At 65.9% G+C, this 24027-nt stretch carries 43 protein-coding genes; 3 read left to right on the plus strand and 40 right to left on the minus strand.

Annotated features, from left to right (window positions below; genetic code table 11):
- Positions 1-127: 127 nt before the first annotated feature.
- From CSR00_RS30260 to CSR00_RS20875, 32 genes are all read right to left on the minus strand, one after another.
- Positions 128-331 (minus strand): hypothetical protein, encoded by a 204-nt coding sequence (locus CSR00_RS30260; protein ID WP_141564411.1) that lies wholly within the window; start codon positions 329-331, stop codon positions 128-130.
- A gap of 61 nt (positions 332-392) precedes the next feature.
- Positions 393-1061: a hypothetical protein gene (locus tag CSR00_RS20735; RefSeq protein WP_218014516.1), complete on the minus strand. Its 669-nt coding sequence runs from the start codon at positions 1059-1061 to the stop codon at positions 393-395.
- Between the two features lie 98 nt (positions 1062-1159).
- Positions 1160-2155, minus strand: coding sequence for a fibronectin type III domain-containing protein (locus tag CSR00_RS20740; protein ID WP_141564412.1), 996 nt, complete (start codon positions 2153-2155; stop codon positions 1160-1162).
- Between the two features lie 112 nt (positions 2156-2267).
- Complete coding sequence (locus CSR00_RS20745) at positions 2268-2711, minus strand: hypothetical protein (RefSeq protein ID WP_099024316.1); 444 nt, start codon at positions 2709-2711, stop codon at positions 2268-2270.
- Entirely contained in the window at positions 2708-3169 is a 462-nt protein-coding gene (locus tag CSR00_RS20750; RefSeq protein WP_176562169.1) for a hypothetical protein, read from the minus strand. The genes CSR00_RS20745 and CSR00_RS20750 overlap by 4 nt, the downstream gene beginning before the upstream one ends.
- Complete coding sequence (locus CSR00_RS20755) at positions 3118-3381, minus strand: hypothetical protein (RefSeq protein WP_099024318.1); 264 nt, start codon at positions 3379-3381, stop codon at positions 3118-3120. The genes CSR00_RS20750 and CSR00_RS20755 overlap by 52 nt, the downstream gene beginning before the upstream one ends.
- Before the next feature lie 11 nt (positions 3382-3392).
- On the minus strand, positions 3393-3752 hold the full coding sequence (locus CSR00_RS20760; RefSeq protein WP_099024319.1) for a hypothetical protein: 360 nt from the start codon (positions 3750-3752) through the stop codon (positions 3393-3395).
- Position 3753: 1 nt separating this feature from the next.
- Entirely contained in the window at positions 3754-3984 is a 231-nt protein-coding gene (locus tag CSR00_RS20765; RefSeq protein WP_099024320.1) for a hypothetical protein, read from the minus strand.
- Positions 3971-4366: a hypothetical protein gene (locus tag CSR00_RS20770; protein ID WP_099024321.1), complete on the minus strand. Its 396-nt coding sequence runs from the start codon at positions 4364-4366 to the stop codon at positions 3971-3973. The genes CSR00_RS20765 and CSR00_RS20770 overlap by 14 nt, the downstream gene beginning before the upstream one ends.
- Before the next feature lie 41 nt (positions 4367-4407).
- Positions 4408-4986 (minus strand): hypothetical protein, encoded by a 579-nt coding sequence (locus CSR00_RS20775; protein WP_099024322.1) that lies wholly within the window; start codon positions 4984-4986, stop codon positions 4408-4410.
- A 10-nt stretch (positions 4987-4996) separates the two neighbouring features.
- Positions 4997-5410 carry a hypothetical protein gene (locus tag CSR00_RS20780; protein ID WP_099024323.1) on the minus strand — a complete coding sequence of 138 codons (414 nt, stop codon included), beginning with the start codon at positions 5408-5410 and terminating at the stop codon, positions 4997-4999.
- A 16-nt stretch (positions 5411-5426) separates the two neighbouring features.
- Positions 5427-5804 (minus strand): hypothetical protein, encoded by a 378-nt coding sequence (locus CSR00_RS20785; RefSeq protein WP_099024324.1) that lies wholly within the window; start codon positions 5802-5804, stop codon positions 5427-5429.
- An 83-nt stretch (positions 5805-5887) separates the two neighbouring features.
- A complete protein-coding gene (locus CSR00_RS20790; RefSeq protein WP_099024325.1) occupies positions 5888-7360 on the minus strand; it encodes a phage major capsid protein in 1473 nt (490 codons plus the stop codon).
- A gap of 1 nt (position 7361) precedes the next feature.
- Positions 7362-8342, minus strand: coding sequence for an HK97 family phage prohead protease (locus tag CSR00_RS20795; protein ID WP_245906329.1), 981 nt, complete (start codon positions 8340-8342; stop codon positions 7362-7364).
- On the minus strand, positions 8339-9895 hold the full coding sequence (locus tag CSR00_RS20800) for a phage portal protein (protein WP_245906331.1): 1557 nt from the start codon (positions 9893-9895) through the stop codon (positions 8339-8341). The genes CSR00_RS20795 and CSR00_RS20800 overlap by 4 nt, the downstream gene beginning before the upstream one ends.
- Complete coding sequence (locus CSR00_RS30730; RefSeq protein WP_176562170.1) at positions 9892-10065, minus strand: hypothetical protein; 174 nt, start codon at positions 10063-10065, stop codon at positions 9892-9894. The genes CSR00_RS20800 and CSR00_RS30730 overlap by 4 nt, the downstream gene beginning before the upstream one ends.
- Positions 10062-11576 (minus strand): terminase large subunit domain-containing protein, encoded by a 1515-nt coding sequence (locus CSR00_RS20805; protein WP_099024326.1) that lies wholly within the window; start codon positions 11574-11576, stop codon positions 10062-10064. Before CSR00_RS20805 ends, CSR00_RS30730 begins: the two co-directional genes overlap by 4 nt.
- The gene (locus CSR00_RS20810) at positions 11551-12036 is read right to left on the minus strand and encodes a DUF2256 domain-containing protein (protein ID WP_099024327.1); all 486 of its coding nucleotides are present in this window, start codon (positions 12034-12036) and stop codon (positions 11551-11553) included. The genes CSR00_RS20805 and CSR00_RS20810 overlap by 26 nt, the downstream gene beginning before the upstream one ends.
- A 204-nt stretch (positions 12037-12240) precedes the next feature.
- Positions 12241-12711, minus strand: a complete 471-nt coding sequence (locus CSR00_RS20815; protein WP_099024328.1) for a hypothetical protein — start codon at positions 12709-12711, stop codon at positions 12241-12243.
- Complete coding sequence (locus CSR00_RS20820) at positions 12708-12911, minus strand: hypothetical protein (RefSeq protein ID WP_099024329.1); 204 nt, start codon at positions 12909-12911, stop codon at positions 12708-12710. The genes CSR00_RS20815 and CSR00_RS20820 overlap by 4 nt, the downstream gene beginning before the upstream one ends.
- Positions 12911-13462, minus strand: a complete 552-nt coding sequence (locus CSR00_RS20825) for an Ntn hydrolase family protein (RefSeq protein ID WP_099024330.1) — start codon at positions 13460-13462, stop codon at positions 12911-12913. The genes CSR00_RS20820 and CSR00_RS20825 overlap by 1 nt, the downstream gene beginning before the upstream one ends.
- Positions 13463-13790: 328 nt before the next feature.
- Positions 13791-13976 carry a hypothetical protein gene (locus CSR00_RS20830; protein ID WP_099024331.1) on the minus strand — a complete coding sequence of 62 codons (186 nt, stop codon included), beginning with the start codon at positions 13974-13976 and terminating at the stop codon, positions 13791-13793.
- A 232-nt stretch (positions 13977-14208) separates the two neighbouring features.
- A complete protein-coding gene (locus tag CSR00_RS20840; protein WP_099024333.1) occupies positions 14209-14595 on the minus strand; it encodes an Acb2/Tad1 domain-containing protein in 387 nt (128 codons plus the stop codon).
- Between the two features lie 25 nt (positions 14596-14620).
- Positions 14621-14935 (minus strand): hypothetical protein, encoded by a 315-nt coding sequence (locus tag CSR00_RS31040; RefSeq protein ID WP_218014517.1) that lies wholly within the window; start codon positions 14933-14935, stop codon positions 14621-14623.
- A complete protein-coding gene (locus CSR00_RS20850) occupies positions 14913-15404 on the minus strand; it encodes a hypothetical protein (RefSeq protein ID WP_099024334.1) in 492 nt (163 codons plus the stop codon). Before CSR00_RS20850 ends, CSR00_RS31040 begins: the two co-directional genes overlap by 23 nt.
- A complete protein-coding gene (locus CSR00_RS20855) occupies positions 15397-15579 on the minus strand; it encodes a hypothetical protein (RefSeq protein ID WP_141564415.1) in 183 nt (60 codons plus the stop codon). The genes CSR00_RS20850 and CSR00_RS20855 overlap by 8 nt, the downstream gene beginning before the upstream one ends.
- Before the next feature lie 323 nt (positions 15580-15902).
- Complete coding sequence (locus CSR00_RS20860) at positions 15903-16211, minus strand: hypothetical protein (protein ID WP_099024336.1); 309 nt, start codon at positions 16209-16211, stop codon at positions 15903-15905.
- Positions 16204-16353: a hypothetical protein gene (locus tag CSR00_RS30735; protein WP_176562172.1), complete on the minus strand. Its 150-nt coding sequence runs from the start codon at positions 16351-16353 to the stop codon at positions 16204-16206. The genes CSR00_RS20860 and CSR00_RS30735 overlap by 8 nt, the downstream gene beginning before the upstream one ends.
- On the minus strand, positions 16350-16598 hold the full coding sequence (locus tag CSR00_RS20865) for a helix-turn-helix domain-containing protein (protein ID WP_099024337.1): 249 nt from the start codon (positions 16596-16598) through the stop codon (positions 16350-16352). Before CSR00_RS20865 ends, CSR00_RS30735 begins: the two co-directional genes overlap by 4 nt.
- Positions 16591-16848, minus strand: coding sequence for a hypothetical protein (locus CSR00_RS20870; protein ID WP_141564416.1), 258 nt, complete (start codon positions 16846-16848; stop codon positions 16591-16593). Before CSR00_RS20870 ends, CSR00_RS20865 begins: the two co-directional genes overlap by 8 nt.
- The gene (locus CSR00_RS30740; RefSeq protein ID WP_176562173.1) at positions 16845-17000 is read right to left on the minus strand and encodes a hypothetical protein; all 156 of its coding nucleotides are present in this window, start codon (positions 16998-17000) and stop codon (positions 16845-16847) included. The genes CSR00_RS20870 and CSR00_RS30740 overlap by 4 nt, the downstream gene beginning before the upstream one ends.
- Before the next feature lie 13 nt (positions 17001-17013).
- Positions 17014-17358, minus strand: coding sequence for a hypothetical protein (locus tag CSR00_RS20875; RefSeq protein WP_099024339.1), 345 nt, complete (start codon positions 17356-17358; stop codon positions 17014-17016).
- 367 nt (positions 17359-17725) lie between these two features.
- Here CSR00_RS20875 and CSR00_RS20880 point away from each other — a divergent pair, with 367 nt between their 5' ends.
- The 3 genes from CSR00_RS20880 to CSR00_RS20890 all read left to right on the plus strand — a co-directional run bounded on the left by CSR00_RS20880 (position 17726) and on the right by CSR00_RS20890 (position 18583).
- Positions 17726-17905, plus strand: a complete 180-nt coding sequence (locus tag CSR00_RS20880) for a hypothetical protein (protein ID WP_099024340.1) — start codon at positions 17726-17728, stop codon at positions 17903-17905.
- A 127-nt stretch (positions 17906-18032) separates the two neighbouring features.
- The gene (locus CSR00_RS20885; RefSeq protein WP_099024341.1) at positions 18033-18266 is read left to right on the plus strand and encodes a hypothetical protein; all 234 of its coding nucleotides are present in this window, start codon (positions 18033-18035) and stop codon (positions 18264-18266) included.
- 71 nt (positions 18267-18337) lie between these two features.
- Positions 18338-18583, plus strand: coding sequence for a hypothetical protein (locus CSR00_RS20890; RefSeq protein WP_099024342.1), 246 nt, complete (start codon positions 18338-18340; stop codon positions 18581-18583).
- 358 nt (positions 18584-18941) lie between these two features.
- Here CSR00_RS20890 and CSR00_RS20900 read toward each other — a convergent pair whose 3' ends face one another.
- The 8 genes from CSR00_RS20900 to CSR00_RS20935 form a co-directional block, all read right to left on the minus strand.
- Positions 18942-19154, minus strand: a complete 213-nt coding sequence (locus tag CSR00_RS20900; protein WP_141564417.1) for a hypothetical protein — start codon at positions 19152-19154, stop codon at positions 18942-18944.
- Positions 19151-19519: a hypothetical protein gene (locus CSR00_RS20905; RefSeq protein ID WP_099024344.1), complete on the minus strand. Its 369-nt coding sequence runs from the start codon at positions 19517-19519 to the stop codon at positions 19151-19153. Before CSR00_RS20905 ends, CSR00_RS20900 begins: the two co-directional genes overlap by 4 nt.
- A 29-nt stretch (positions 19520-19548) precedes the next feature.
- Entirely contained in the window at positions 19549-20451 is a 903-nt protein-coding gene (locus CSR00_RS20910; protein WP_141564418.1) for a hypothetical protein, read from the minus strand.
- A gap of 182 nt (positions 20452-20633) precedes the next feature.
- Positions 20634-20825 (minus strand): hypothetical protein, encoded by a 192-nt coding sequence (locus CSR00_RS20915; RefSeq protein WP_245906332.1) that lies wholly within the window; start codon positions 20823-20825, stop codon positions 20634-20636.
- A gap of 670 nt (positions 20826-21495) precedes the next feature.
- Entirely contained in the window at positions 21496-21900 is a 405-nt protein-coding gene (locus tag CSR00_RS20920) for a hypothetical protein (protein ID WP_099024346.1), read from the minus strand.
- Positions 21897-22277 (minus strand): hypothetical protein, encoded by a 381-nt coding sequence (locus CSR00_RS20925; RefSeq protein WP_099024347.1) that lies wholly within the window; start codon positions 22275-22277, stop codon positions 21897-21899. Before CSR00_RS20925 ends, CSR00_RS20920 begins: the two co-directional genes overlap by 4 nt.
- 407 nt (positions 22278-22684) lie before the next feature.
- The gene (locus CSR00_RS20930) at positions 22685-23527 is read right to left on the minus strand and encodes a hypothetical protein (protein WP_099024348.1); all 843 of its coding nucleotides are present in this window, start codon (positions 23525-23527) and stop codon (positions 22685-22687) included.
- A complete protein-coding gene (locus tag CSR00_RS20935; protein ID WP_099024349.1) occupies positions 23527-23967 on the minus strand; it encodes a DUF4326 domain-containing protein in 441 nt (146 codons plus the stop codon). Before CSR00_RS20935 ends, CSR00_RS20930 begins: the two co-directional genes overlap by 1 nt.
- Between the last annotated feature and the right edge of the window lie 60 nt (positions 23968-24027).

Genomic DNA, 24027 nt, shown 5'->3' on the forward strand with positions numbered 1-24027 from the left:
AATCGCCGCCGAGGTTCTGACCCAGCCGGTCGAAGCGACGCTGAATACCGTTCGACGACCGGCGAAGCGCGTTGTCGTCGATCGCCGTACCGACAACCATCGTCAGGTCACTCACGAACGCATCACCTCACTCCTCTGTCGCAGTGCGTTTCTCAGCCAAACTGACAGTCATGTCCCATGGGGTTCGGATGTCGCCGCGAAGTCGTCCCTCGAAATCGGCTGCCGATTCCGACATCTCCCTGCGGCGCCGTTCTGTCTCAGCCCGGGAAAGGTCGTGGTTCAACGACTGCTTGAACCACGATTCGGCAGACAGGCCCTCCACCAGTTCCATGAACTCACGCGACGAAATTTCGCCGCGGAGCCACTGACTGATGTGCGCGCCCGGGTACTCGCTACGAAGCCCCGTCGCTATCTGTTTCGGGTACCGAATCCAGATCCCCATCGCTGTCGCGACTTTTGGGATCGGAGCTCTTGCGCTCCTCGAACTCGCGCTGCATCTTCGTCTGCAGCAACCCGATCAGTCTGGACTGTCCGCCGTTGTCGCGGAACAGCTTGTAGCGTTCCTCGCCCCACAGCGCGATGGCCACGCGTGCGTTGTACGGCGGCTGCAGCAGCGTGGCTTCGCCGTTCGGTTCGGTCTTGCGGTAGGGAATCAGGAGTTCGCCGCGGATCGTGCGGCCCGGCTCGAACGTCTCGTCTTCGATGACGCAGTCCGTTTCGGTCGTGACGTGGTCACCCTTGGCGGTGACCCGTTCACCCACTGCGTCCCGGTGGGTCAGCTTGTGGTCGGGGATCACAATGTCGGGATGCCGGTCGCACTGCTCGATCTCGAACTGCAGTTCGTCCCAGCGCTCCTGCTGTTCATCGGTGAGCATCCCAGGGAATGGCACTGTGAACGTCTCGACGGTTCCGTCGGGCAGGGTGAGGCGGATGTCTTCCCCGACCGGGAACCCGTAGTATTCGGCGGCTTGCGCTCTGGCGTCCTCGATCGAGTCGTATCCGGAGTCCGCCGCGGTGTCCGCCTTGCTGGACGTGGTCTGGTTCTTGGTTGCTTTGCTCATGGGTCGGTGCGGCTCGCTTTCTCAACAGGGGTGGTGGCGGCGCGGATCTGTGGGGGTCGCGGGGCGCCCGACCGCACCAGGCGGGCGCCCCGCGACGTCTATGCGAGCGCCGTGATGACGTTCGAGGGGCGGGAGATCGAGACCTTGCCGGCGGCATTCGCGGCGTGGACCTGGAAGCTGAACTCTTCACCCGAATCCAGTCCGGTACCGCTCAGGGTGACCACGCCATCCGTCACCGAAGGGCCGGTAGTGGCCAGATCGGTCACGACTCCATCACTGATGTGGGTCTTGCGCACCGTGTAGGTGAACGGGGTCGCCGGGCCGACCGGCGCAGGGAACACGATCGTGACCGCACCGCCAGCTCCCTCAGCGGCGGCCGGCGCCGCGGAGAACTTCGGAGGACCCGGGTTGCCTTCCCATCCCGGTCCGGAGCGGAATCGGGCGTGGGAGAACCCCGAGTGCGCGTCGATCGAAACGCCCCACCGGAAGATGGAGGCGATCAGGTTCTCCGCCGAGAGTTCACGGTCCTCGATGTTCTCGATGCTCAGGTTGGGGAACAGGTCCGCGGTGAAGACGCCCCCTTTGTCCCGCGTGTAGACGATGCCCTGACGTGGGCGGCCGTCGAAGTCGATGGGACGCTTTCGGGCGTAGTTCTTGGTGCCCTTCACCGGCGTCGACAGCAGCGGCAGGTCCATCTCCAGGGTGTCCGACAGCGACGAGTATTCGCCCATCCCGAACTCGACGGTCCCCTCCTCGGAGGTGATGTCGGTGCGGATCACCTGGCGGGTCTGCCAGAAGCGTTCCTTCTTCACCTCGAAGCTGTTGCCGAACTTGGGCCCGCTCGATTCACCGCCGCCGAGGTTGTACCAGGTGCCCCCCTGCTCGACGATGAAGTCCTGACGGATCTGGCCGTCCTGGGCGAACGGATTGAATCCGGACACCCAATCGCCGTCCACCTCGACGAAGGCCATGGAAGTGTTCACGCCGTCCTGGTCTCGCAGGAGCATGTATCCATCGAGTGCCTTGCGGGCGCTGGCGGCGTCGAATCCTTCGTCGAAGCTCGGCCGCACGCCGCCGGTTGCAGGTCGTGTCATTGCTCGATTCCTTTCCAAGAATCAGGGGATATGGACCGCGACGCGATCCGGCGATGGGTTAGGTGCGGTAAACACCCCACGGGGTGTCAGTCACGGCGAGGCCGTGAAAGAACTAGACGGTGACCAGGCGAAGGTCGAGGTAGTAGCGGGACACCATCCGAACAATCTGCTTGTCTCTGTAGGGTTGCTGGTGCGGAGACTCGATGCACCGCACCAGGTCCGCGGTGGCCAGCCCCCAGTCCGGGACATCGACCTCGGTCCACGAGTGGGATCGGAGGTAGAGGATGCGCCGCTTGCAGAGACGCGAGTACTCCTCGCATGCAGTGAAAGCCGTCTTGCCGTCGACGGCTTCCGCGAAGTGGTCTAGCTGGTAGTAGCCGTGGTCAGTGACCGTGTCTTCGTGACCGTCGTAACGCTGTAACTCGGTGAACGGCAGAGGGTCCCGGGTGGCCTGCCGTTCGGCGCCAGCACCGCCTGGCAGTGCTGCTAGCCAGGCGACCAGGAATCGGACGCCCGGCGGCGCCTCGCGGTCGAACAGTTCAACTGGCAGCGTCATTTGATCTGGTCACCGAATTTCGCGCGTGCCTTCCCGAACGGCGCGACCGCTTCGGTAGGGGTGTCACGGTCCAGCGTCACCCAGGATCCGTCGGGCATCTGGACCCTCCGCGGTTCCTCTGTGTCGCCGGGGTCGGCCTTGGTGCCGTACTCCAGCATGTGGAGCATCGGGTTGTCGGAGTAGATGAGCCGGCCAGGAAGCGGGTGCGTCTCGGTGTTCGGCAGCTTCTTGATCTGGATAGATCCAACGGCATCGCCATGGTCGATCGGGATGTGCGACTGGATCTCAGTCTTGACTTCCTCGGCCAGCTCAGCGTTTTGGGAGTCCAGCTGTGAGGTGGCCTCGATCTGTGCGCGTAGCCGCCGTTCGATCTCGCGGGAGGATTCGCGCACACCATGGCTGGACATCAGGACGTTCGCCGCGGCTTCGCCGCGTGCCGCTTCTCCGCTTCGAGCCACACCTCGACATCCTCGAGGTACTGCTGCTCGGCGGACAGCCAGGCAGCGACCTTCCCCGGATCTCCGACGGAGTCGGGATGCGAGACCTTGCCGGCGGCCAACAGATCGGTCGCCTCGGCCGCGGACAGCTGCACCGTGGAGCCGACCTCGCTGACGTGCAGCACCTCGGCGCCGCGCTGCAGCACGAACTCCTGAACCACCTTGTAGGGCATGGCTGTTCCTCCTATCCTCTCGCGTTCGTGGCGTACACCGTCACCTTGAACACATCGCGTGTTTCGTCGTTGAACGGCAAGGAGCTGCCATCGTTGCCCCAGACGTTTTCGTCTGCGTCACCCCGTTCCGGAGTGTCGGTGCCGTCGTAGACCAACTCGTCGATCGCGGCGGCGGCCAGGACCGCGTCCACTGGCGGTGCGGTGCACTTCCACGACTTGGTGAGAACGCCGCCGGTCTCGTCGGTGCGCAACGGCCGAAATCGGCACCCGCCGACGTTGACTTGTTCCCGGCTGGGTGGCCGCACGCCGTTGGGATCCGGTTCCCCGAGGGTGACGATCACGAATCCCACGGTTTGGTCGCCGAATTCCATGTCAGGCCGGTAGGTCAATCCGGATGGTGGCGCCGCGTTCATCGAGGGTCTTGGTCAACACCAGGCCGTTGGCCGCGCCGGGGCCGCGCAAGGCGAGTTGTTCGATGATCCCGACGAGCATGGTCAGCGACTCTCCCGGTGTTCGGGGCCGCGGGTTGGCCGGCATCATCGCCCGGAGCTGTGGCGGCAGGTTGCTGGCGCCGAGAAGGTGGGGGAAGTCAGACGACGCCATGGCGGGCCCCGCAATCCGGATTGATGGCCCGAGGCGGGATGCTGATCTTCCCGCCTTGGGACATGGTGACGGTGATGAGCACACCTGCGCAGCTCGCGCAGTGAAGGGTCACGATCGTGTGATCACCGAATCGCTGCGGTTGAGCCAGCTGCGCGTTGGGCACGAGCGTGTGCTCGTTGAGCTTGAAGTGATTCAGCAGGGCCTCGGCGATGAGCCTGTTCATGTTCGCCTTGGCGGCCTGCTCTTCCTCGGTGTCTCCGGGGAAGGTGTCGGCATGGGCCGGGAACACCAGCGGGGTTCCGCTGGGATGCGGAAGCGCCGGCAGGCCGCCGGCCACGAGGGTCACCAGTCCTGGCTCGAAAAACTCGGTGGGTGCGGTCACAGAGTCTCCCTGTGGTAGTTGGGGTTGGGTGAGGGGGCGGGTCAGAGAGGTATGAGCCGGTAGCGGTCAAGGGTGGCCGCTACGCCGAACACGGCGCGGTCGGCGGCCCGCCGCAGATCAGCCCAGTTCAGTTCGATGTCATCGACTTTCTTGCTGGTGAGGTCCCGGGCAGATCGACCGGTGGCCTTGTCGACCTTGCTGCGCAGGGCCATCTCTTCGACCATCGAGCAGATGGCGTCGCGCCAGTCGGCGGCGGCGACTTCGTCGAAGCCGTGGCTGAGCGTGACTTCGATCGCGCCGAACTCGCCCGACCAAGTGCCACCGTTGGGCTTGCGTGCACACCCCGGCTTCCGGGCGGACCACCTGGCCGCGACGGGACGCCCATCCTCAGCGACAGTCGGCTCTCCATCCACCTTCAACGTGGGGACCGACAGCAGCCGCCCGCCCGGCCCGTCGAGGACCAGCGTGTCCGTCCGGACAGGGCTGACGTGCCACCCGCAGTAGGCGCGCGCCGCCGCCAGCGCCGCGGCCAACATGTGGGCGACCTTCCCGTTCGGTGCATCGTCGGGCAGACGCCCCTCGGTGTGGGTGTAGACGTCTGCCGCGGTCAGCTCGGCCATCGGTGTCGGATTACGCCCGTGCGGGCGGCGACGTTGCCCCGTTGGCGAGGACCGCAACAGCGGACAGCACCCCACCGTCGGTGGAATCCGCGGTGGTCACGGTGAGCCGCACGTACCGCTGAGTCGCCACGATGTAGCCGAACTGCTCGACCGTGTCGCTGGCCGCGTCGTCGAACGTGGGCAACACGCCCTGGATCCGGTCGGCTGGCACGGCGGACCAGTCGGCGCCGTCGTCGGAATGCTCGACGGCGAACTCGTGAGTGCCGTCGGTGACCGCGCCGGCGGTGACGATGAACAGGGCCGAGCGGAAGTTGTTCTTGAACAGCGCCAGGTCGATGGTGGCGCCGTTGACGGTGTCGTCGGCGTCGAGCGTCGTTGAGGCCAACGCGAGCCGAGACAGTGTCGTGGTGTGCAGGGTGTACATGGTGGGTCCCTTCGGGCTACTTGCTGCGCCGCGACTGCGGCCGGGGCTTGGATTCCGGCTCGGCCTTGGCCTCGGCCTCGGCGGTCAGCCAGGCAGCGACGTCGCTGTGGTACTGCTCTTCGGCCAGCAGCCACGCCTGAACGTCTTCCTCGTGCTGGGCTTCGGCCGCCAGCCACGCCGCGGCGTCAGCAGCGTCCTGATCGGCGGCGGCCGAGGTAGGGGTGCGCACCTCGCCGGGGTTCTGAGACGCGGTCTCGTTGCCGCCGCGCTGATCCTGGACCTTGGCGAAGTGGTTCGAGTGGGTTAGCAGGATCGGGTCGTCGTCAGCGACCTGCCGGCCGCCTGCGTAGACCTTGCCGTCGTACAGAAACGCGTTGGTGCAGCGATGACTCACGCGGGGTTTTCTCCTCATCTGGATGGGGCTGTCGGGGGCGGTCAGGCCCCGGCGCATGCCGGGGCCTGACCGAGTCGGGTCACTTAGGTGACGTTGAGCAGGCGGAACGCTGCGTCGTTGACGGAGTCCCCGCCGCCTCGCATGAACGCATGCCAGCCGGCCTTGCCGACGGGACGTCCGTTGGAGCCCATCACGTGCGGGACGTAGGACAGGGTGGTACCGATCCGGTCGACTACGACGTAGTTCCGGAAGTCACCGAACGCGAGGACGTGGTTGTCTTCGCCGTTGGTGATCGAACTCTTCATCGCTTCGGCGACGTAGTCGGGCCGGCCCAGCAGCTCACGCTTGCGTCCCTCTTCGAGCTGTCCCCACAGCGATGCGCCGCCGGCGGTGTCGAACTGACGCATCTTGCCGTAGATCTTGCGGTGCGCCAGCCACGAGGCGTTGAACGCATACCGCTGCGGCAGCTCGCCGTCCAACTCGTGCACGTCCTCGACAGCGAACGTGTCGGTGTCGGCCGACGCCACGACCGAGGCGGTGCCGGTGAGGGCGGTGATGATGCCCGTGGGCTGCCCGACACCGGAGCCCGTCACATGGCTGATCGACTCCTTGACGTCCTTCTCGAACGCGATCATCGTCGCGATGTCGTCGGCCAGCGCCGCCGCGTCCTGCTCGAGTTCGTGGGAAAACTCGACCCAGATCTGCAGCTTGTGAACCGGGATGTCCGGCTGTTCGAGGCCCGGCGAATCATCAGAAACCTCTTCGCCTTCCCCGTCCCACGATCCACTCACGCCCGCCGAGGTGATGCCGTTCCACGTCTTTCCGGTGGCCTGCACGACGCGGGCAATCTGGCGCACCTGGTTGAACGACCCGTTGGCCGTCAGGATCACCGTCGGGTCGAGCTGCATGGGGACCAAGAAGCCGCCGAGGTTGTCGGTGAGGCCCATGCTCCGCAGGTAGGCGGCGCGTTCCTCGTCGACCAGGACGCCGGCATCGCCGCGCGACCGGACCAGCTTGATGAATGCGCGGCTGTAGGCCGGCGAGGTACTGGCCAGCACGAGGCGCGCGACGGGAGTCGTGTCCTCGCCGTCACGCTCGACGAACTTGGTCGCCACTTCGCGGACCTTGTCGTCGGCGAACTCCATCCGCTCGATGGCGTCGTAGGCCCGCGATCGCATCTCGGTGGAGGCGCTGTCGCCGTAGCCCATCCGGATCTGGGAGGTGTCCCAGGGGTTCTTGTACTTGCCGGCGATGAACGTTGCGCCACGGCGCTCCTGGCGGTCCTCATCCACCGGGCGGGCTCCACCCTGGCCGCCGTCACGGGTGCCGCCGGCGGTGTCGTTGGTGGTGCTGTCCTCGGTGGCGCCGCGGACCTCGTCGAGGGCGGCGTCGTGCTCCAGGTTCAGCCGGTGCTCGTGCACCTCTCGGAACTCCTCGACCAGCTTCGGCACGCGGGCACGGTCCTCGGCGGTCTTGTCCTTCTTGGCGTGGAGCCTTTCGAGTTCCTCCTTGATGTCCTTCTCGCGGTTGAGCGACTGCTTCAGATCGAGCTGCATTTCAGAATCCCTTCATGGGTGGGTTGAGGTCCAGCGCGCCGCGGACCTCTTTGAGTGCGTCGCCGAACAGGGCGTCGTCGCCTGCTCGGTCCTCGTCGGGTTCGTCGGTCGCGGAATCGGTTTCCGTGTCCTCCTCGTGCTCTCCGGCCTCGTCTCTGGAGGTGGATTGCGGCGATTCGGTGTCGTCGACCGAGTGCTCAACGGCCGCCCCATCGGCGGTGTCTCGCGGCTCGTCCTCGGACGTTTGCCCCTCATCCGGGGCGCCCTCGTCGGGCTCGTGATCGACTGCCTCCGCTCGGAAGACAGCCTCGGCGAGCAGCTTGCGCTGCTCGGGTTCGTGGAGCCGATCGGGGTAGAGCACGATCGGGTTATCGGCGGATCGGACCTCTGCTGAGGTGCCGCCATAGGCGGGCCACACGACGGGCCCGACCTCGCTGATCTTGACCTCTTTCAGTGTTCGGATCAGGGGTGCGCGCTCGGGCTGCTCTCCGTAGTAGAGGATGCGGCGCACATCTTCGGCCTTGACGGCGTTCCCGTCGACGTCGATCCATTCGTCTCGAACGACGCTGAACCGGAACGACATTCCGTCGATGGCTCCGGTCGCGATGGCTTCGCGTACCAGGTCGATGATGATGTGTTGGCCGAGTCGCGATCTGACGAATAGCCCGCGCTCGTCTTCGTGGATGTCCTTGATGACTCCGATCGGAATGGACCCGATCAGTGGGTGGCGGCCGTGGTCGAACTGGAACTTGGGTGTGCGTTCCCGCAGCGATTTGCGGAACGCGCCGGGCGCGATCTGCTCGTCGAACAGACCCTCCCAGGAGTCGATCCTCGTGGGCTCGTTGAACACCGCGCCGTACCCGGTGAAGGTGCGGCCATCACCGGTGTCGTCGTCCGCGCGGATGATTTCGAACGGCACTGTGCGCAGCAAGTTGTCTTGCCACAGCCCGCTACTCGGCGGCTTGGTCAGTAGAGCCGTCACCTGTCCTCCTTGGTGTCCGCTGGCGGCAAGGCCGGCGGTGCGGGTGGGTATGCCAACTGGTCGAGTTCGTCGGCTATCCGCAGCGCCGGCTCGCTGGCGCCGCGAAGCTCTCGGATGAACCGTGCTGCGGCTGAGATGGCCTGCTGAGCGCCGGGCTGCTGGAGTTGGACGCTGTACCAGCCGGTGTGCTTGAGCAGGCGCAGATCATTGGCCTCGACGGCGGCGATCACCGATGCGGGCTCGTATCCGCCGTCGACGTAGGTGCGGATAGTCCGCGCTTTCACTTCGGCGATCTCGGCGGCGTCCTTCTCGTCCTCACGCAGGAACGGGACGTCGGAGCTGTCGTACCAGAGCCGCGAACCTTCGGGACGTTTGGCGACGCGCTGCAGTGACCCGGAGGCGTTCTGCCACAGGGGGTGGATGGTGCCGTCAGCGAAGCGTCGGCGGGCCTGCGCGTAGTTCGCGTATGTCGCAGCCTCCAGCCCCTCGGACAGCCCGACGATCACCGGTGGGGCGCCAGCCGCGGCCGCGATGCGTGTTTCACCGTGCCCTCGAACGACTTTGAACTCGATGTCCTTGAGGTTGGACCCGACAACAGTGGCGTCAGCACCGGGGTAGAGGTGCATCGTCTTACCAGCGCGGTCGACGCCAGAATACTTGTCATCGAACTCCTCGACCCACTTCTGCACGCCTTCCAGCGTTGCGCCGGCGATGCCTTGACTTCCGCCGGTCCCGGGCAGCCCTGGGAAGTGCTTGACGATGATGTTCGGTGTAGCGCCGTTGTCCATGAACTTCTGTTGGTAGCGCGTCATGGACTGGTCGGCCTGAATCTCGCGGATGATCGGAGTCAGCCAGGACATGCCGATGAATACGCCGAGGGGGTCGGGGATCGGAGCGAAGTGCGCGACTTCGTCAACCGTGAACGGGACTTCATCGTTCTGGGATCCGCCACCGTTCTCGGTGTACAGGTAGCCGATCTTCCGCCAGCCGATCTGCCCGCCACCGCGGTTTGCGTTGTTCCGGCCAACTCGGTTGGCGATCCGCGGCAGGCCGATGATCTGCACCCAGTCCGGCCGCAGCCGGACGAGTTCGCGCTTCGGTTCCTGCGATCCGACTGTGGCCAGCGTCGATTCGGCGTACCAGTAGGAATTCCCGGCCAGGTCGGCGTCTTGGATCATTCGCGTGAGCAGATCTTGCGTTGTGCCGCCTACCCACGGCTCCTCGAACAGGGTGAGGTCCCGAGTCCCGAACGTGTCGGACGGCTTGCCCTGGTAAAGGCGCTGCCATTGGAACCGGACGCTGGAGAACACCAACATCCGCACGAGCATGCAGGCGAAGATGACGCCGTTGGCTTGGTAGGCGTGGGTAGCCAGGCCCTCGAAGTTATTGGGGGCCTTCTCGGTACCCGTACCGGCGAGGGTCTGCCGGACCCCGCCGGGGTAGGCCCACCCGTCGTAGGTGAACTGGTTGAGCATCGACGAGTACTGCTCGAGCGTCAGCGTCCCCCGCGTTGCGCCGCCCAGGCGGCCGAGCAGACGGTCCAGCAGCCTCACCGCGGGTTACCGGGCTTTCGGCTCTCCGGGTCGTACAGGAGCGCGGCGGCGAGCGTGAACGTCCCGCCGACCATCAGCGCCCACCAGGGCCCGAACTGGCCTGCCACACCGGCGACGACGGCCGCGGCGCCGACAACGGCGGCCAGCAGCACGATGCGTGTCGGTGTCACGATAGGAACCCCCATATCTCGGTTTCTCGCGGCTGGCCGTGGGCGATCAGCCCGTACAGGGCGAGCGTCACGGCGACCAGTTGGGTGATGTCGCTGCCGGGGTCTTTGCGGTCCCACGCCCACGCGTCGGCGAGGTCGCGCCGCTTCCCGGCGATCACGGAGTCCTGCAGCGGGCGGGCACCGCGGTGGCGCAGCTCCTTGCCCTTGACGACCGACAGCGCCTTGCCGCACGCCTGCGCGTAGCGGGTCGCGTTCGTGGTGACGACTTCGATGCCGAGCTTCTGCAGATCCTGGATGACCGCCCCGGCCTCGGACTTCTCGTCAACGACGACGGCGCACGGGCCCCAGTCCTCGACCAGCTGCAGCACCCGGTCGGGGATCCAGTCCAAGCCAGGCTTCGACGCGACCCCGGGTTCGTCGCGATCGGCCGGGACGATGCCGACGTGGTACAGGCCGTCAGGCCGGTACCCGGCCACCCCGATCGCCGCCTGGGTCTGCGACTTGTTGACGTAGATGCCGAACGCCACCGGGTCGACCGGAGTCGAGTCCGGGTCGATGAGTTCCCGCCACATCGTCTTGCTGATCAGCGGTGCGTCCAGGAGATCCGGTGCGTCCCACCAACCGAGCCGTTCGCGCACGAACTCAGCCGGCGGCAGAGCCTCCCGCTCATCGCGGATGTACTGAATGCTGATACGGCGTCCGAGCGCGGTATTCGCCATCTTCAGGTAGTCGAGGTTGTCGGCTGCGCACCCTGGAGTTCCGAGTTCGTGGGTGCACTTTTCCTGCTCGCACACCCCTTCGGGTGCGCAGTACTCGACGTACCCGAGCCGTGGGCTGCTGCCGACTCGGCCGCGGTCCCGCACGCTACGCAGATAGTCCGAGTCCGACCGGCCGGCCGATGACCCGCCGACAATCTGGCCGGCCGGCTTGGTCGAGAGGATCGGCACGATCGACCCGACATGCTCCGACTTGACGGCGAACCCCTCGTCGAGGATGACCTTGCTGCCGGTCAAACCGCGAGCGCCGCCCTTGGTGCGGGCCTTGAACTTCACCCGCTGCCCCTGCGGACACGCCTTCGACGGTGCGAGTTCGATCGCCTCTAAGCCGCTACCCCGGTAGATGCCGTTCGTTGGTCCCGGCAACAGCCGCTTGGCCAGCGACGGCCGGTTCTCGATGAGGAACGTCAGATCGCGAAACGCCTCGCGGGTGGTGTCCAGCTCGTGGGCCGACCACGAGATGAGCGCTTCCTGCGTGACGAACAGCCACCCGAGACATGCCTGTTTGAGCCAGCCAGTCTTCAGGTTCTGTCGCGCGGCGATCATCCAGAACTCGAACGTGGTCGGCAGCCCATCCGAGGTGATGCCGAACAATGCGTCGAGCGCTAGCTCCTGTTCCTCGTCAGGCGGAAACCCGACGAAGTCGCACAGGTCGGCCACCTCCGGGCCGAACGTCTCGCTGTACTCGGGGAAGTGCTCGTAGGCAGCCTTAACTGGTTGCCGCGGCTGCTGCACGCGCCTTCTTCTCGTCACGCCGCTTCTGCAGCTCGTCGACTTCGTCGTCCTCGACGGCGGCGCCCGCTAGAGCAGCTGCGGTCACCGCTCGCAGTTCCTTGGACAGCGCCGCGAACGACGACCCGGTGTCGAAGGTCGACGCCTCCAAACGCACCGCCAGCTTCAGCGCCAGTTGGCCGAGGACGGTGTCCAGCCGATCCGCCTCGGACAGCTCCTTGACCGTCGCTGCCACCACGCCGACCGAGGCGTACGCCTCGGTGTTCGGAGCAGGGGGATCAGAGTGCTCGGTCGTCGGCGTGGTGGCTGGCGGCGCAGCAGCGGTCCGCCGCGGCTTCTTCCGATCACGGGCGCCTGCCGTACCGGCGCGCTGGGCCCGCTTCTTGCACGTCTCGCCGCAATACTTCGCCTGCGGTCGCTGCGCCTCAAAGGGCCTGCCGCAGACAGCGCAGGGTTTCTGCACGTCAAGCCCCTTATGTCCAATGTTTGCTGTAGTGGCCGATGTGTTTGCTGAAGGGGATAGAGGGACATGTCCCGGGACATCAAACTGTCCCTGTATGGAAATGACTGCTAACGCGAAGGGGTCAGGCGACTGATGTGCCTTCGCGGGACCCCCTCCCCCCTCTGGCCTGCGGTTATGCCGAGTGTCGGTCGACTTCCTGCGGGTTTAGTCCGAAGGGGACGGTGTTTGCTGGGTGGTCGCAGGGGTTTGCTGACCGGGGGTGAGTCGAACGTCGGTGACGGTGAGTACCTGTTGCGCGCGGCAGAACTGGTCGAACTCGACGGCCTCGGGGTAGGGCAGTGGGTCTGTCACCCGGTCCTGCCAGTGGCTACCCGACCATTCCCGCCATGCGACGCACGCAGTGTCGGGTGGGACTCCGTCAGCCTTGAGCCGGTCGATGACCCGATCGACGACGGGAGGGACGAGCTTGTCCTGGATCTGCAACGCTTGGGGCCCTGAATAAGTACTGGACATGGCCAGACCTGCGCGGTAGGACACCACGACCGTCGACTCTCCACGCTCGAGCACGTGGCTCGCGTGACCGATACCGTGGTCGACCTCGCCGACGGTCCAGCCGTACAGCTCGGCGGTGTCCCGGATGACGACGAATGGACGTTCGAAGATCCTCGTGGTCATGGCTGCTCGCTGACTCGTCGATGCTGGTACGTGATCACGGGGAACGTGTCGTCACCCTCGAAGTCGGGTTCGGTCTGCTCCACCACAAGCTCAGGGCCGCAAGGGCAGAACGCCGACATGACGTGCTCGATGCTGTCGCCGCCAGGACCCCAGTGCAGGTGCTCTTCAGCGACAGGCGTGCTGTCGGCCTCGGCGCCCATCAGGGTGTCGGGGTGTCGATGATGGTGAACGGTCCACCACAGCCAGCCGAGATCGCCGCTGCGGCCTCCAACGCGTACTCGGCGCGGGTGCGCGGGTCCATGCCCAGCTGGGCGGTCGTGTGCAGCGACCCGAGCGCGATCTCATCACCGCAACCAACGGCCAGGTGCCCGGCCGTTGAACGGGAGAACTGGTAGTCGCCGTAGATGGCGTAGAGGCGGCCTTGGATGCCGACGAGGAACACGCTGGCCAAGCCCTCTTTGGTGACGTTGGCGGTCTCGGCGTAGCCGCCATCCTTCAGGGTGTCCCGAACGGCGTCAACGAATGTGGTGGCGATGAAACGGTCCACATCCCAGGTGTCCGGTGCGCCGACGTTGAGGCGGTAGCGCAGCAGCTGCGCGGCTCTCGGTGATCCGGTCAGCCCGATGACGTACGGGCCGTTGGTGAACACCTTCTCGTCCGCCCTGGTGGTCTGTCTCCACCCCGCGGTGGCCGCCGAGTCACCGCCGATCAGCACACCGCCGTCGTACTCCACGCCCACGATGCAGGTCATGACGTGGCCTCGATGCCGCAGGCTTCGCCGTCGCAGCTGCCAACATGCCAGTACCGGACCACGCGACCGCAGCGACACGGGCACGTCAGGGCCATGCACCGCGGGTTAGCTGGCTTGACGGTCTCGGCCCCGCTGTGGTCGCTACCGACCTGCGGGTTTGCGTTGGCTGATTCGTTTGCTGAGCGGAAGCCGCAGCCATGGGGGCACATCGGGTCGCCATTGCCGTCGGTCTTCATCCAGTTGCCGTGCTCGCAGATGTGCCGCGTCCGCTCAGAGTGGTCGCGCCGACCGGCCTTGGTGAAGCGCTCGGCCCGGCGCTGCGTCCGGTTCACCCGAACACCGCCACCAGCAGAGCGAAGACCACCCCGACGCCGCAAATCGCCGCTGGCGCAGCCCAGATCATGTGAACGCTCGTATACCAAGGATTCCACGGCCAGTACTGGCCTTCGGCCCACCAGTTGACCGTGTGCACCTCGCCGGTCTTGATGTCGACCCACCGCTCGCCGCGCCTCACGATTGCGGCCCGCGGACGGGGTGTTTCAGGGCCGCCGACGCGGAGCTGCTGTGGCCCTCGGGGATTCGGTACTCACGCAGCGTCCGCGGGCCAGCGTGGCAGCCGGCCACCACGCTCCGGGACCCCAGCATCTGACGGCCGTGCTGATGCTTCCGGCCGCAGTGCGGGCACGACACGGTGATATGCCTGCCCTTCACCTCAACCACCTCAGCCAGGCCGCCCCGCCAGGGGATCATCGGACGGCGTCCAGTGAGCTGGACAGCGTCATCAACGACGGCAGGGCTGCGTCCGTGGGTTCGACCGCGGACGCAGTATCGACCACCAGTTCGGTGATCGGATGGGAGGCCGCCGGCGGGCGGACAACAGCGGCGATCGCCGCCGCCAGTGCATCCTCGAGATGCGTGAATGCCAGCGACTGCTCACGGCACACCGGTGTCGTGTCCCGCACCGTGCGGTACAGCGCCTTGAACTGGGCACGCAGATTGTCGAGGGTGTCGCGCGTGGCCTGGCCTTGCGGGGTGTGCAGGTCGATGCGCCGATCGATCTCGGCGTCACTGATCACGCTCGGGCCGTTGACGGTGAGAGTGCCAACGGTGATGGTCGGTGCGGTCTGATCCATCTGGGTTTCCTTCGGTGCGGTTACTTCACCAGACGCGTGAGTCGTCACACGGCGGGTAGGTCGCGGAATCGTCGTCATCGGGCACGCCCTGGCGTTTACGGCCGCCGGCAGCACGGTTCCCACCAGCGGCGCAGTCGCGCTTCAGGGCGTGCTCGGGGCCGCGGTAGATGTTGCGGTTGTCGTCGTCGTGTCCGAGGTCCCATTGCTGGTCGGGCCCGATTCGCTCCCCGCAGCGCCAGCAGATCGCCTGACCGGACTTAACGATCGGCTTCAGTTGCTCCCGGAGCCGCTGGTGGCGGGGCCCGTAGCCGCGGGCGTCAGTCGAGCCTGGAGAAGGCATCCAGCGCGTGCGTCTTGCCGGAACCGGTTTCGCCGACCAGCGCCTGCATCGGTTGCGAGAAAGACGGTTCGGGGACCTCGGGTATCTCGTGCTCGATGGCGTCCGCATCGGTCGGGATCGGGTCCAACGCTGTTGTGATGCTGATCGCGTGGGCCATTCGCTGCCGCAGCGCGACGTAGCCGACGGCGGCGGCCTCGACGTCGATATCGCCGACCAGGAAAGTCACCGTCACCCGCGACGATTCGCGGAGGCCGCCGCCGTACCTGGTGAGTTCAGCGAAGCCGGGGGAAACCACCACCCCGTCACGTGCGATCCAGTGGCCAGGCAGCACAACATCGCCGATCTTGATGTGATCGACGCCGATCGTCACCGGCGGCTCGAAACCCTCCGCGGCTTCCCGGCCGGCCGTCTCCCCGACACAACCGACCTTGCCGGGACTCGGATAGGTGACCTTCACATCGTCACTCACCTTTTGCGACCTCCTCGACATAGGGAATGGCCTCGCCCGCGATGCCGGCCATTAACCGGCCTTTCATCGCCCAGAATCCGTCCACGGAATACGCGGCGGCGAACGCGTGGCCGGCGTCGCGGTAGTGGGCGGCGAACCGGTCAGCGAGGTCGGGAACGCTGGCTGTGACCTCCATGGACATCCCGGTGGCCTTCGGAGACGGAACCGGGGCCTGGGCTGTGGTCGTCAGTGAGAGCGTGCACACGATCATCTCGCCGCATCGCGGGCATGGGACATCGACAGTGGAGGGTGCATCCATGGGTGCGGTCAGCTTTCGCTTGTCCAATGAGAAAACCCGCTCGAACCGGGAACGTTTTCCCTGGTCGGCGGGTTCAGAATCCTGAGCTAGGCATGCGTCGTCAGTAGCTCCAAGACGGGGACAACACTACACCATGTCAATCACAACCGTGTCATTTCAGTGTTCCCCAACAGCGCAGAATGGCCGGTCGGCGGCCTGGCTCATAGGCCGGACCGCTGGTCGGTGCCGATAGCGCAGACGCCGCCGCACGTTGAACAGCGGACGCCCACCATCACCTCGTCGTCCAACTCCAGCATCGACAGGTGATAGCCCGCCCTCCCCGTATCGCCGCAACGACACTCAGCGGCCAGGCCGTCCAGCCCCTCGGTGAAGGCGCGTTCCAGATCTTCCCTATTGAGGAAACTGGTGGACTCCTCGGCTGGCAGTCCGGCCGGAAGCGACTCGCGCGCATATACGCCGTCCTCGCACAGCTCGAGTCTGTCTGCCCGAATCGGGATCTGTTCATCCATCCGGGTGGGCCCTCCTCCAGCCGATCATCTCGTCGTCGAGAGCCAACGATGCGTTGAACTTGGAGATCTCGGCGGCAATACGCTTGGCGACCGAGTCGGGATCAAATGCGGGGTCAGGCGGAACTTCAGCGATGTCGCTCATGGCTGCGCGTCCTCCTTGAGGTCTGTGCGGGCGCCGCGGCCGGGGCGGTGCGCGTTCCACTCGTCGATCGTCTCGGCGAGCCAGCCGCGGACCGTTCCCCGGGGGATGGTGCCGTCGTCGTTGACTGGCCCGATCGTGGCGTCCGGTGGCGGCAGTTTGTACCGGCCCATGCTGTTCGGGGCGACTCCTATGCGCTCGGCGAACTGGGCCTGCGACAGGTACCGTGCGGGCCGCTTCTTAGCCATCGGGCCGGCCCAGGGCGCGGCGGATAGCCCGGCGTACGCTCTCTGCGTCGTTGTCGTCGCTATCGGCGAAATGGGCATGCAGTGAGGGGTCGGTGCGGAGCGTGACGAATGCGTTGAACACCTCGATGGGGTCATCGCTGGTGTTGAGCGTTCGCGCCGCCGCGGCCCGGGCGGCTTCGGCGGCAGCGCGTTCCTCGTTCTCCCTGGCCTTGTCGTCCCAGTATTCGCCGGGACTGCCGAAGGTTCTCATCGGGCCCACCCGCGGACGATGCGGTTGCCGATCTGGATGAGCACCAGTGCTCCCCACGCGACCCACAGGGGCCAGGGGACGCCGAGAGCGAGGAACACGGCGCCGGTGCTGGCCGTGGCCACGAGGTCGTAGTTCTTCTTGAGTAGTTCCATGGGTTCGTTCCTTTCAGTCCCAGTATGGCTGGGCGATGACCTCCGGGTCACGGCCCTGTGCGCGCGCGACGTATTCGCGGCGATAGTCGGGATGGTCAGCGACGGTGATGGACTGCTCGCGGCCATCGCCGCGCGGTGCCCGGTCGATGCCGAGGAGCGCGTACAGCTCGGCGGTGTCCTCTGTGGTCATTCGGTAGTTCACGATCCGCTTCGGTGGGGCTGAGATGGTGATCCACCCCCAGGCGGTGCCGGTCCCGCCACGGACGCTCCAGGTCTTGCCGGACCGCTCTTTGAGGGCGGCGCGGATGGCTTTGATGGCGGTGTCCCGGTCGGTGTAGTCGACGGTGGTGGCGGTCATGGCTGGCCCCTTTCCAGGCGGGGTGGGTAGTCTGGTGTTTCCGGTGGTTACCGGGTGGGAGGTACTAGCGATATCTCCCACCCGGCCCGGGTCCGGTCACCGTCTGCGACGTTTTCGCTTCTTACGGTGCTTTCCCGGTTTTCTCGGCTTGCGGTTCTGGATTGCCACCCAGACGTTCACGACGAATGTCGCTGCGGCTAGCGCAAGCGCGAGGTTTTCTTTCGATTTCACCACCTCCTTTCTCTCTCGCTTACACCTTTAACTATACAGTACGACACTGCATAGTGCAACAGTGTTGGACTGTAAAGTTGAGAGGAGATGTCCAGCGTTCACCCCTACGGCCAGGCGCCGGGCTACTGTGGCGTCCATGACCGAGCCGGCGAGCCGCCAGAAGCCGAACCGCCAACCAGCGAGCCTCGCCGAACTCACCACGATCGTGCGCCCACCAGGGCATCCCGAAGGCATCCGCGCCTTCACCGACGCGGAGCGGGCCGACGCCGAGCTCTACGCCACCGAAACCGGCGCCGCCGTCGAATCACTCACCTGATGCCCAAGCCGGGGGATCTTCGTGCGAACAGGCACGGGGGCATGGGTAACGATGCCGCCGACCCACTGCCCGAACGGGCCATCCCATGCCCTTGACAGGTCTCCACATGTAAACGTAACGTTTACATGTGGAGATCACAGACAGCGCCCGCAAGCACGGTATCGCGGACGACGACATCCTCCACGCGTGGCGCAACCAATTGCGCTACGCGCTGCTGGAGTACAAAGGCGAACTCCAGTACCTCGCGATCGGGCCAGACTGCAGCGGCACGCTGCTGGAATTGGTCGTTCCTTGCGATGACCCACGCCGGGTCATCCACGCAGACATACTGCGTCAGAAGTTCTACCGCTACCTGCAGTAGAAACACAGGCGACCAGAAGGCGGGATCGGCCCGCCGATGGGTATTAGGCCGGGAGAGGCCGGGTGAACGAAATGACTGACGTCAAGAATGCACAGGGCGTTGAAGATTGGTTGGATTCGCTTGAACCAGATCCAGCGAACGCACGGAGTGCAACCCATATTCGGAGGATCATCGCGGCCAACGAAGCGTTGGACGCTGCGCAGGCCGAGCTGAACGCTGCAGTGGCCGCAGCCCGGAAAGCCGGTGACACATGGGACGCGATCGGAGTGGCATTGGGTGTGTCGCGACAGGCGGCCTACCAGCGTTTCGGGCGATGACGGTTACATGAGCCCAAGGCCCTCGGTACCGGTCAGGTCGTAGCAGACCAGTCCAGTCACGGGGAATGTCGGCTTCCATTCGGCAGTCCGGTCGTCCCCGCCGCAACAGTCAGCCCCGGCAGGGTGGATGCACGGCATGAATCCGTCCTCGCCAGGCTAGTAGTACGCGAAACCCCACCCGTCGCCGCCGGGCGCGGTGCGACAGGCCAGGGTCGGATATCCGCGCGCATCGATGATGGGAATATCGGGGTCAACGCCGATTTGGTTCAGCCGCGCAGCGTGATCATGTAGCTGTTCTTCGGTCTCGAATATGACCAGACGTGGTGCGACGGTCAGAGAGTGACTGTGGACTGGCATGTCAGAGCACCCCTGCCGCGGTCAGCACCTCGGCTGCCGCATCAACCTTGTTCCACAGTGAGCGGTCGCCGCCGTTGCGGTCGGGGTGAGCCGCAACACGTGCCCGGCGGTAGACCTGCGGAAGTGTGCCTAGGTCCAGGCCGTGGCCAGCCACGTAGGCCAGGTCGCGCAGAAACGCTTCGGCCTCCTCGGCGTTGAACTTGACCATGCTCATCGCCCGGCCTCGCTACCGTTCTGGTCGGCATCGCGCACTTCGATCACGCTCGGGAACATCGAGAAGAATCCCACGCGATACCCGCCGGTGCGCAGGTCGTAGGTGGCCCCCTCATCGAGGGACTGCCACACGTCCCACGAGTCGAACCCGCCCGCGAGGGTGTCCTCGACCGCGAAGGTGCCGCACGAAGTCGACAGACGGTAGTCGCGTGAGGTGTTCCCGTCAGTTGAGCTGTACAGCACATCCTTCGCGATGACCACGCAGTCGTTGTGCCACTGCTGGTTCTGCAGAGAGCAGCCTGTCAGCACGGATGCGGCGGCGGCCACGCCGGCGAGGGCGGCCACACCTATGTGGTTGTTGTTCATGTTGGGCTCCTAACTGTGTTGTGGTCGCGTCAAGCGGATGCTGACGCTGTCGGTTTCTTGCCGGGAAGGAACGGCCGTACATCGGTGAGTCGGTAGACGGGTTTGTCTCCGGGGCTCTCGCGGGTGTCGTGCCATTCGCCGACCTTCTCGCCGGGTCGGCGCCAGCCTCGGGCGTGAAGTTGCTGCGTGACAGGCGGATTGCCGATCTTCTTCCCGCGGGTGCACAGCTTTTTGAACACCTCGACGGACAGTGGCTGGTCAAGCACCTTGAGGACTTGCAGGATCTCCGAGCGCGTGAGATGCCATTCGTCTACGTCGTTCCACAGATCTTGAATCAGCTTCTCCACCCTGAAGGTGGAGTCGCAGTTCGGGCAGGTCACCTCACTGGCGTCGCGGTCCGCGGTCAGCGAGGTCGCGCAGCGGCGTCGGCCGCGGCTCTCGACGATCACGGTGGGGCATGGTCCGCACTCGCGGCGCGGCACGGCCGGGTTGAGGGTGTTCTCGATGCGCCGCAGGAATCCTCGGACGCGGTGGTGGAGGTCGGCCGCGTCGGCGTCGAGGGCGACCTTCGGGGTGTTGAGTGACAGGAAGTGCGCGAATCCGGTTGTGGTGCGCCAGCCTATGGTGAGGTTGTGGGCGCGGGCGATGTGGCGTGCCCACTGGCCGAGCGCGTCGTGCATCTCAGCGAGGAGCCTGCTCGCGGAGGTGTTGACGCCGCCTGCGGCCAGCGCCCGATTCAGGGTGATCTGTTCGCGCCGCCGGCGGGCCCTGGCGAGGTCCGGTTCGTCATCGTCGCCACTGTCGGGCAGTGCGTCGATGTGGCTGGCCAGGGTGGAGTCACCGTCGAGTGTGTCGGGTTCGCGGTGGACGCGGCGGGCTTGCTCGCCGCGGCGGGCCTGGCCGACGGCATAGCCGCGCAGGTGCTCCAGCATGCCCGGTAGTTTGCGGTGGCGCGGGAACGGCTTCAGCTCGCCCGTCTTCTCGTCGGTCTTGAGGATCTGGTCGGTGACTGTTCCGCAGCTGACCAGACTTCCCAACATGTCGCGCAGATCGGTAACACACCGCCCACACAGGTAGGTGTCCGCTGGCGCTGAACAGGATTCGCACTTCTGAGTCACAGGCAATCTCCTCGGTGGACGGTCCAACAATCTGGGCAGGCGGCGACGTTGTTGACGTAGGCGGCGCCTTCGACGGCCGAGCATTCGGCGTGCACTAGTTCGTTCTCGTCGTCGTAGTCGACGAGGTCGCCCGGATTGATCCGGTCGCCGTAGCCGCAGGTTCCCGGGTAGCGGGCTTCGAAGCTCACCACTGACCCCGCTCCGTAGGCAGTTCCAGCAATCGTGCGTGTAGCAGGGCTCGGGGGTTGACGGGGCGTTCCAACCCCGGTGCCCACCAATGGCCGTCGCTCTTCTCGGCGGACGCGTACAAGAGCCCGGCCCGCACCCGCACTACAGCACCGTCAGGAAGCGCGTCGAGTTGACCGGCTGTGCGGATGGTGCTGCGTTCACTCCACACCTCAGCGATGTGCTCTGCGTAGTCGCGGTTTCCTGTTCCGGATGCGGAGCAACTATCTGCGCCACAATCCCATTCGGGACCGCCCCACTGGTCGAGTCGGCTGTGGAGTTGGACGACGTAGGTCAGGCTTGGAAAGTCGCTCATTGTGGCTCCCAGTCAGGGTGGTGGATCAGCAGGGCCGGCAGGTTGGGTGTGCCGAATGCCTGGCCGGGCGGGTTGAGCGGTGCGGCAAGGCAATACCAGAGTCCGTTGCGGCGTTCCCAGACCTCGTGGAGCTTCCAGCCGGCCGGAGATGTGTATGGCCTGATGACCAGGGAGAGGTGGGGCAACGCGTCGAGCTGGTCGGCGGTGCGGACTGTGCACGCTTCACGGTGTACTCGGCTCGGCATCGGCACCGCATCGGGTAGCAGCGGAGCATGCCGGGGCGATGGAGCTTCAGCACGTCGGCGAAGCTGGGGAACTCAGACATGCGAAGGCTCCCACTGCGGGTGCCATAGCAGTCGGGCCGTGAGGGGAACTCGGTCGGAGATGAGGCCGAAGTCGCGGTCGAAGCCGTCGTGGCCGTCGAGCGGGAACCACAGTCGGTCGTCCTCGCCCCAGGGATTGCGGCGCAGGAGGGCGCCGGTCCTGTCGAGGATCGCGGCGCTGTCCGGCAGTGTGTCGAGCTGGGCGGTCGTGCGGATCGTGCAGGTGTCCCGCCAGATTTGCTCTACGTGTTCAGCGATGAGACCGACGGACGTTTTGCCGCTGTTGCGGAGGTCGCCTCGCCACTGGCATCCCGTGCATCGGACATCGATAGCGCTGGTGCGTGTCCACCGGTGTGTGGCGAACACCTCCGCCAGGGTGGGGAAGTCCGGTGTGCTCATCGGGTCTCCGCCATGAGCTGCTGGGTGATGTGGTCGGCGAGGTCCGGTGTTAGATCTGTTGGCCCGGGCAGAATCAGCTGGACGCGGTGGGTCCACAATTCGAGGGCTTTCAGGATGCGCGCGTGGATCAGTTCGACCAGCTGCGCCTTCGCGGCGGCCAGGGCGAATGGTGTACCGGCCGGTTCCTCGCCCAGGTCCATGGCGGGGTCAAGCTCCGCGCCGGGTACCTGCATGGCCGCTGCGATGGCCACGAGGGCGTCCGCCCCGGCTACCAGGGCATGCGCTTTGGCGGCTCTGTAGTCGCCAGCCGTGAGTTCAGCTCTTGCGCGGGTGATCCTGCCCGCGGTGGTGGCGTCGGGCTTCTGAGGGGCGCTCAAGGGGTTTCTCCTTCGGTGAGGGTTCGGGCGAGGCATGGGATGTGTCGAGGCACCCGCTCAGTGGAGTGCGGGTCCGCAGGCTGGGTGCAGAAGTCGCCGGCGGCGGCGCCGCACCCGCGCGGAGGGGTTGGGCATGGCCGGTCGATGACGTCGGCGTACGCGTCGATGACGGGGCCTCTACCGCGCCGTCGGCGGCCCGGGCCGGTGGCGTAGTCAGCCACCACCCGGCCCGTCGGTGACGGTGCCGCATCTGGTGCAGCGTGAGCGGTCGCGCCACGGCTCCGTCTCGGTGTGCGGGCACTCCTGGAAGCGTTGGCAGCGGCAGCGGTGGCTGGCTTCGTCGCACCGGCCGGCGACCCCAAGATGGTCATACGCTTGGTGGCCGCACCGGCAGGTTCGGGTGTCGGTCACAACGCTCCGCCGTTGACGATCGACAGCGAGGGGGTGGGGCGGTGGTCGCACTTGACTGGGTCGTCTTCGGTGCCGATGACCCAGCAGGTGCCTTCACAGCGGGGGCAGTTCGCGCGGAGGTTGACGCGCCGTTGCTTGTCGGCCGCTTCGATCGCGAGGACTCGACCGTTGTGCTCTTCGTCCCAGAGCCGCCGGCGCATGCAGGGTCGGCAGCCTTCGTCGGTGTCGGTTTCGCCGTGTTTGGGGCAGATCGGGCGTGCGCGCTGCACACCAACAGAACCACCTACGGAAGGTGACTCTAGGACTGGAACTAGTACTTGACTGTCCCCGTCTCGACGAGGTCCAGACGGGGTACCGGGTGTCGACGCGGTGGAGACGGGGTCTAGACCGGGTGCAGACGGGGTTTCGACGGGGTCAATTTCGTCGGCCAGTTCGGCGGCGTCCCTGCGATTCAGGCGCCGCAGCTCCAGCGCCAACTCCTGGCGGATCTTCTCCGAAGCGACCATGCGGGCGTTCTTCGGAACCGACGACCACGAGTTGCGGTTCTTCACGCTGACCAGGCGCACGTAGGACCGGACGAACAGCTCGTCGGTGTCGTAGTCGATGAACAAGAACCGGCGCTGCTCTAGGGCGGCGAAGTCCTCCCGCAGCTGCTCAACGGTCAGCTCATTGCAGCCCTTCGCGAGCAGGTCGAGGTGGAACGTCATCACGCCGGCGGTATCCAGGTCTTTGCCGGAGAGCACCTGGCAGAAGGTGCACTGCGCCAGGCGCGGGACCTTCTGGAACTCTTTGTCTTTCCGCCACAGCCCCTCATTGATCAGGGCGCCTGCGTTGGCCACTAGAACTCCTCGTTGGCGAAGTGAATCAGGACATCGGCGTGACACCTGGCGCCGAGCCGGCACCAGCACGCCAGGTCGCGTCCGCGGAGCGGCGCGAGCCACGTGTCGAACTCCGCCCGCTGATCACGCCGCCGAACCGCGCACAGCGCCTCGAACAGATAGACGGCGGACTCGTAGGCGGCCTCAACGCGGTTGTGGGACGTGTAGAGGGCGGTCGGGAGCCTGATGGGCATCACTCCGCGGCTCATCGGGCGGGCGCGCAGAAACGCCCAATCCGGGCCGTAGACGGTGCCGCCGCCGGGTTCGCTGCCAAACACGGAGAACGGGTTGCCCCAGCGGGTCGGCCGCCCGACGTAGCGCGCGCCGACGGGGATTCCAGGCTGTCCGGCCCTGCGTTGTCGTTGCACACGTGTGGGTGTCCGCTTCGCGGTGATAGACACTTACGAGTCCTCTCTGGGGGCGTTAGTTGGACACTGGGGGTGATGGGACTGCGTGGGGGG

Source organism: Mycolicibacterium palauense, assembly GCF_002592005.1.
Classification (GTDB): Bacteria; Actinomycetota; Actinomycetes; order Mycobacteriales; family Mycobacteriaceae; genus Mycobacterium; species Mycobacterium palauense.

Coding starts and splice junctions, on each gene's coding strand:
- CSR00_RS30260 (WP_141564411.1), bottom strand. CDS start 331: ATGGAACTGGTGGAGGGCCTGTCTGCCGAATCGTGGTTCAAGCAGTCG.
- CSR00_RS20735 (WP_218014516.1), bottom strand. CDS start 1,061: ATGAGCAAAGCAACCAAGAACCAGACCACGTCCAGCAAGGCGGACACC.
- CSR00_RS20740 (WP_141564412.1), bottom strand. CDS start 2,155: ATGACACGACCTGCAACCGGCGGCGTGCGGCCGAGCTTCGACGAAGGA.
- CSR00_RS20745 (WP_099024316.1), bottom strand. CDS start 2,711: ATGACGCTGCCAGTTGAACTGTTCGACCGCGAGGCGCCGCCGGGCGTC.
- CSR00_RS20755 (WP_099024318.1), bottom strand. CDS start 3,381: ATGCCCTACAAGGTGGTTCAGGAGTTCGTGCTGCAGCGCGGCGCCGAG.
- CSR00_RS20760 (WP_099024319.1), bottom strand. CDS start 3,752: ATGGAATTCGGCGACCAAACCGTGGGATTCGTGATCGTCACCCTCGGG.
- CSR00_RS20765 (WP_099024320.1), bottom strand. CDS start 3,984: ATGGCGTCGTCTGACTTCCCCCACCTTCTCGGCGCCAGCAACCTGCCG.
- CSR00_RS20775 (WP_099024322.1), bottom strand. CDS start 4,986: ATGGCCGAGCTGACCGCGGCAGACGTCTACACCCACACCGAGGGGCGT.
- CSR00_RS20780 (WP_099024323.1), bottom strand. CDS start 5,410: ATGTACACCCTGCACACCACGACACTGTCTCGGCTCGCGTTGGCCTCA.
- CSR00_RS20790 (WP_099024325.1), bottom strand. CDS start 7,360: ATGCAGCTCGATCTGAAGCAGTCGCTCAACCGCGAGAAGGACATCAAG.
- CSR00_RS20815 (WP_099024328.1), bottom strand. CDS start 12,711: ATGACCACGAGGATCTTCGAACGTCCATTCGTCGTCATCCGGGACACC.
- CSR00_RS20820 (WP_099024329.1), bottom strand. CDS start 12,911: ATGGGCGCCGAGGCCGACAGCACGCCTGTCGCTGAAGAGCACCTGCAC.
- CSR00_RS20825 (WP_099024330.1), bottom strand. CDS start 13,462: ATGACCTGCATCGTGGGCGTGGAGTACGACGGCGGTGTGCTGATCGGC.
- CSR00_RS20840 (WP_099024333.1), bottom strand. CDS start 14,595: ATGGATCAGACCGCACCGACCATCACCGTTGGCACTCTCACCGTCAAC.
- CSR00_RS31040 (WP_218014517.1), bottom strand. CDS start 14,935: ATGCCTTCTCCAGGCTCGACTGACGCCCGCGGCTACGGGCCCCGCCAC.
- CSR00_RS20855 (WP_141564415.1), bottom strand. CDS start 15,579: ATGGAGGTCACAGCCAGCGTTCCCGACCTCGCTGACCGGTTCGCCGCC.
- CSR00_RS20860 (WP_099024336.1), bottom strand. CDS start 16,211: ATGGATGAACAGATCCCGATTCGGGCAGACAGACTCGAGCTGTGCGAG.
- CSR00_RS30735 (WP_176562172.1), bottom strand. CDS start 16,353: ATGAGCGACATCGCTGAAGTTCCGCCTGACCCCGCATTTGATCCCGAC.
- CSR00_RS20865 (WP_099024337.1), bottom strand. CDS start 16,598: ATGGCTAAGAAGCGGCCCGCACGGTACCTGTCGCAGGCCCAGTTCGCC.
- CSR00_RS20870 (WP_141564416.1), bottom strand. CDS start 16,848: ATGAGAACCTTCGGCAGTCCCGGCGAATACTGGGACGACAAGGCCAGG.
- CSR00_RS30740 (WP_176562173.1), bottom strand. CDS start 17,000: ATGGAACTACTCAAGAAGAACTACGACCTCGTGGCCACGGCCAGCACC.
- CSR00_RS20875 (WP_099024339.1), bottom strand. CDS start 17,358: ATGACCGCCACCACCGTCGACTACACCGACCGGGACACCGCCATCAAA.
- CSR00_RS20880 (WP_099024340.1), top strand. CDS start 17,726: ATGACCGAGCCGGCGAGCCGCCAGAAGCCGAACCGCCAACCAGCGAGC.
- CSR00_RS20890 (WP_099024342.1), top strand. CDS start 18,338: ATGACTGACGTCAAGAATGCACAGGGCGTTGAAGATTGGTTGGATTCG.
- CSR00_RS20900 (WP_141564417.1), bottom strand. CDS start 19,154: ATGAGCATGGTCAAGTTCAACGCCGAGGAGGCCGAAGCGTTTCTGCGC.
- CSR00_RS20905 (WP_099024344.1), bottom strand. CDS start 19,519: ATGAACAACAACCACATAGGTGTGGCCGCCCTCGCCGGCGTGGCCGCC.
- CSR00_RS20910 (WP_141564418.1), bottom strand. CDS start 20,451: ATGCTGGAGCACCTGCGCGGCTATGCCGTCGGCCAGGCCCGCCGCGGC.
- CSR00_RS20920 (WP_099024346.1), bottom strand. CDS start 21,900: ATGAGCACACCGGACTTCCCCACCCTGGCGGAGGTGTTCGCCACACAC.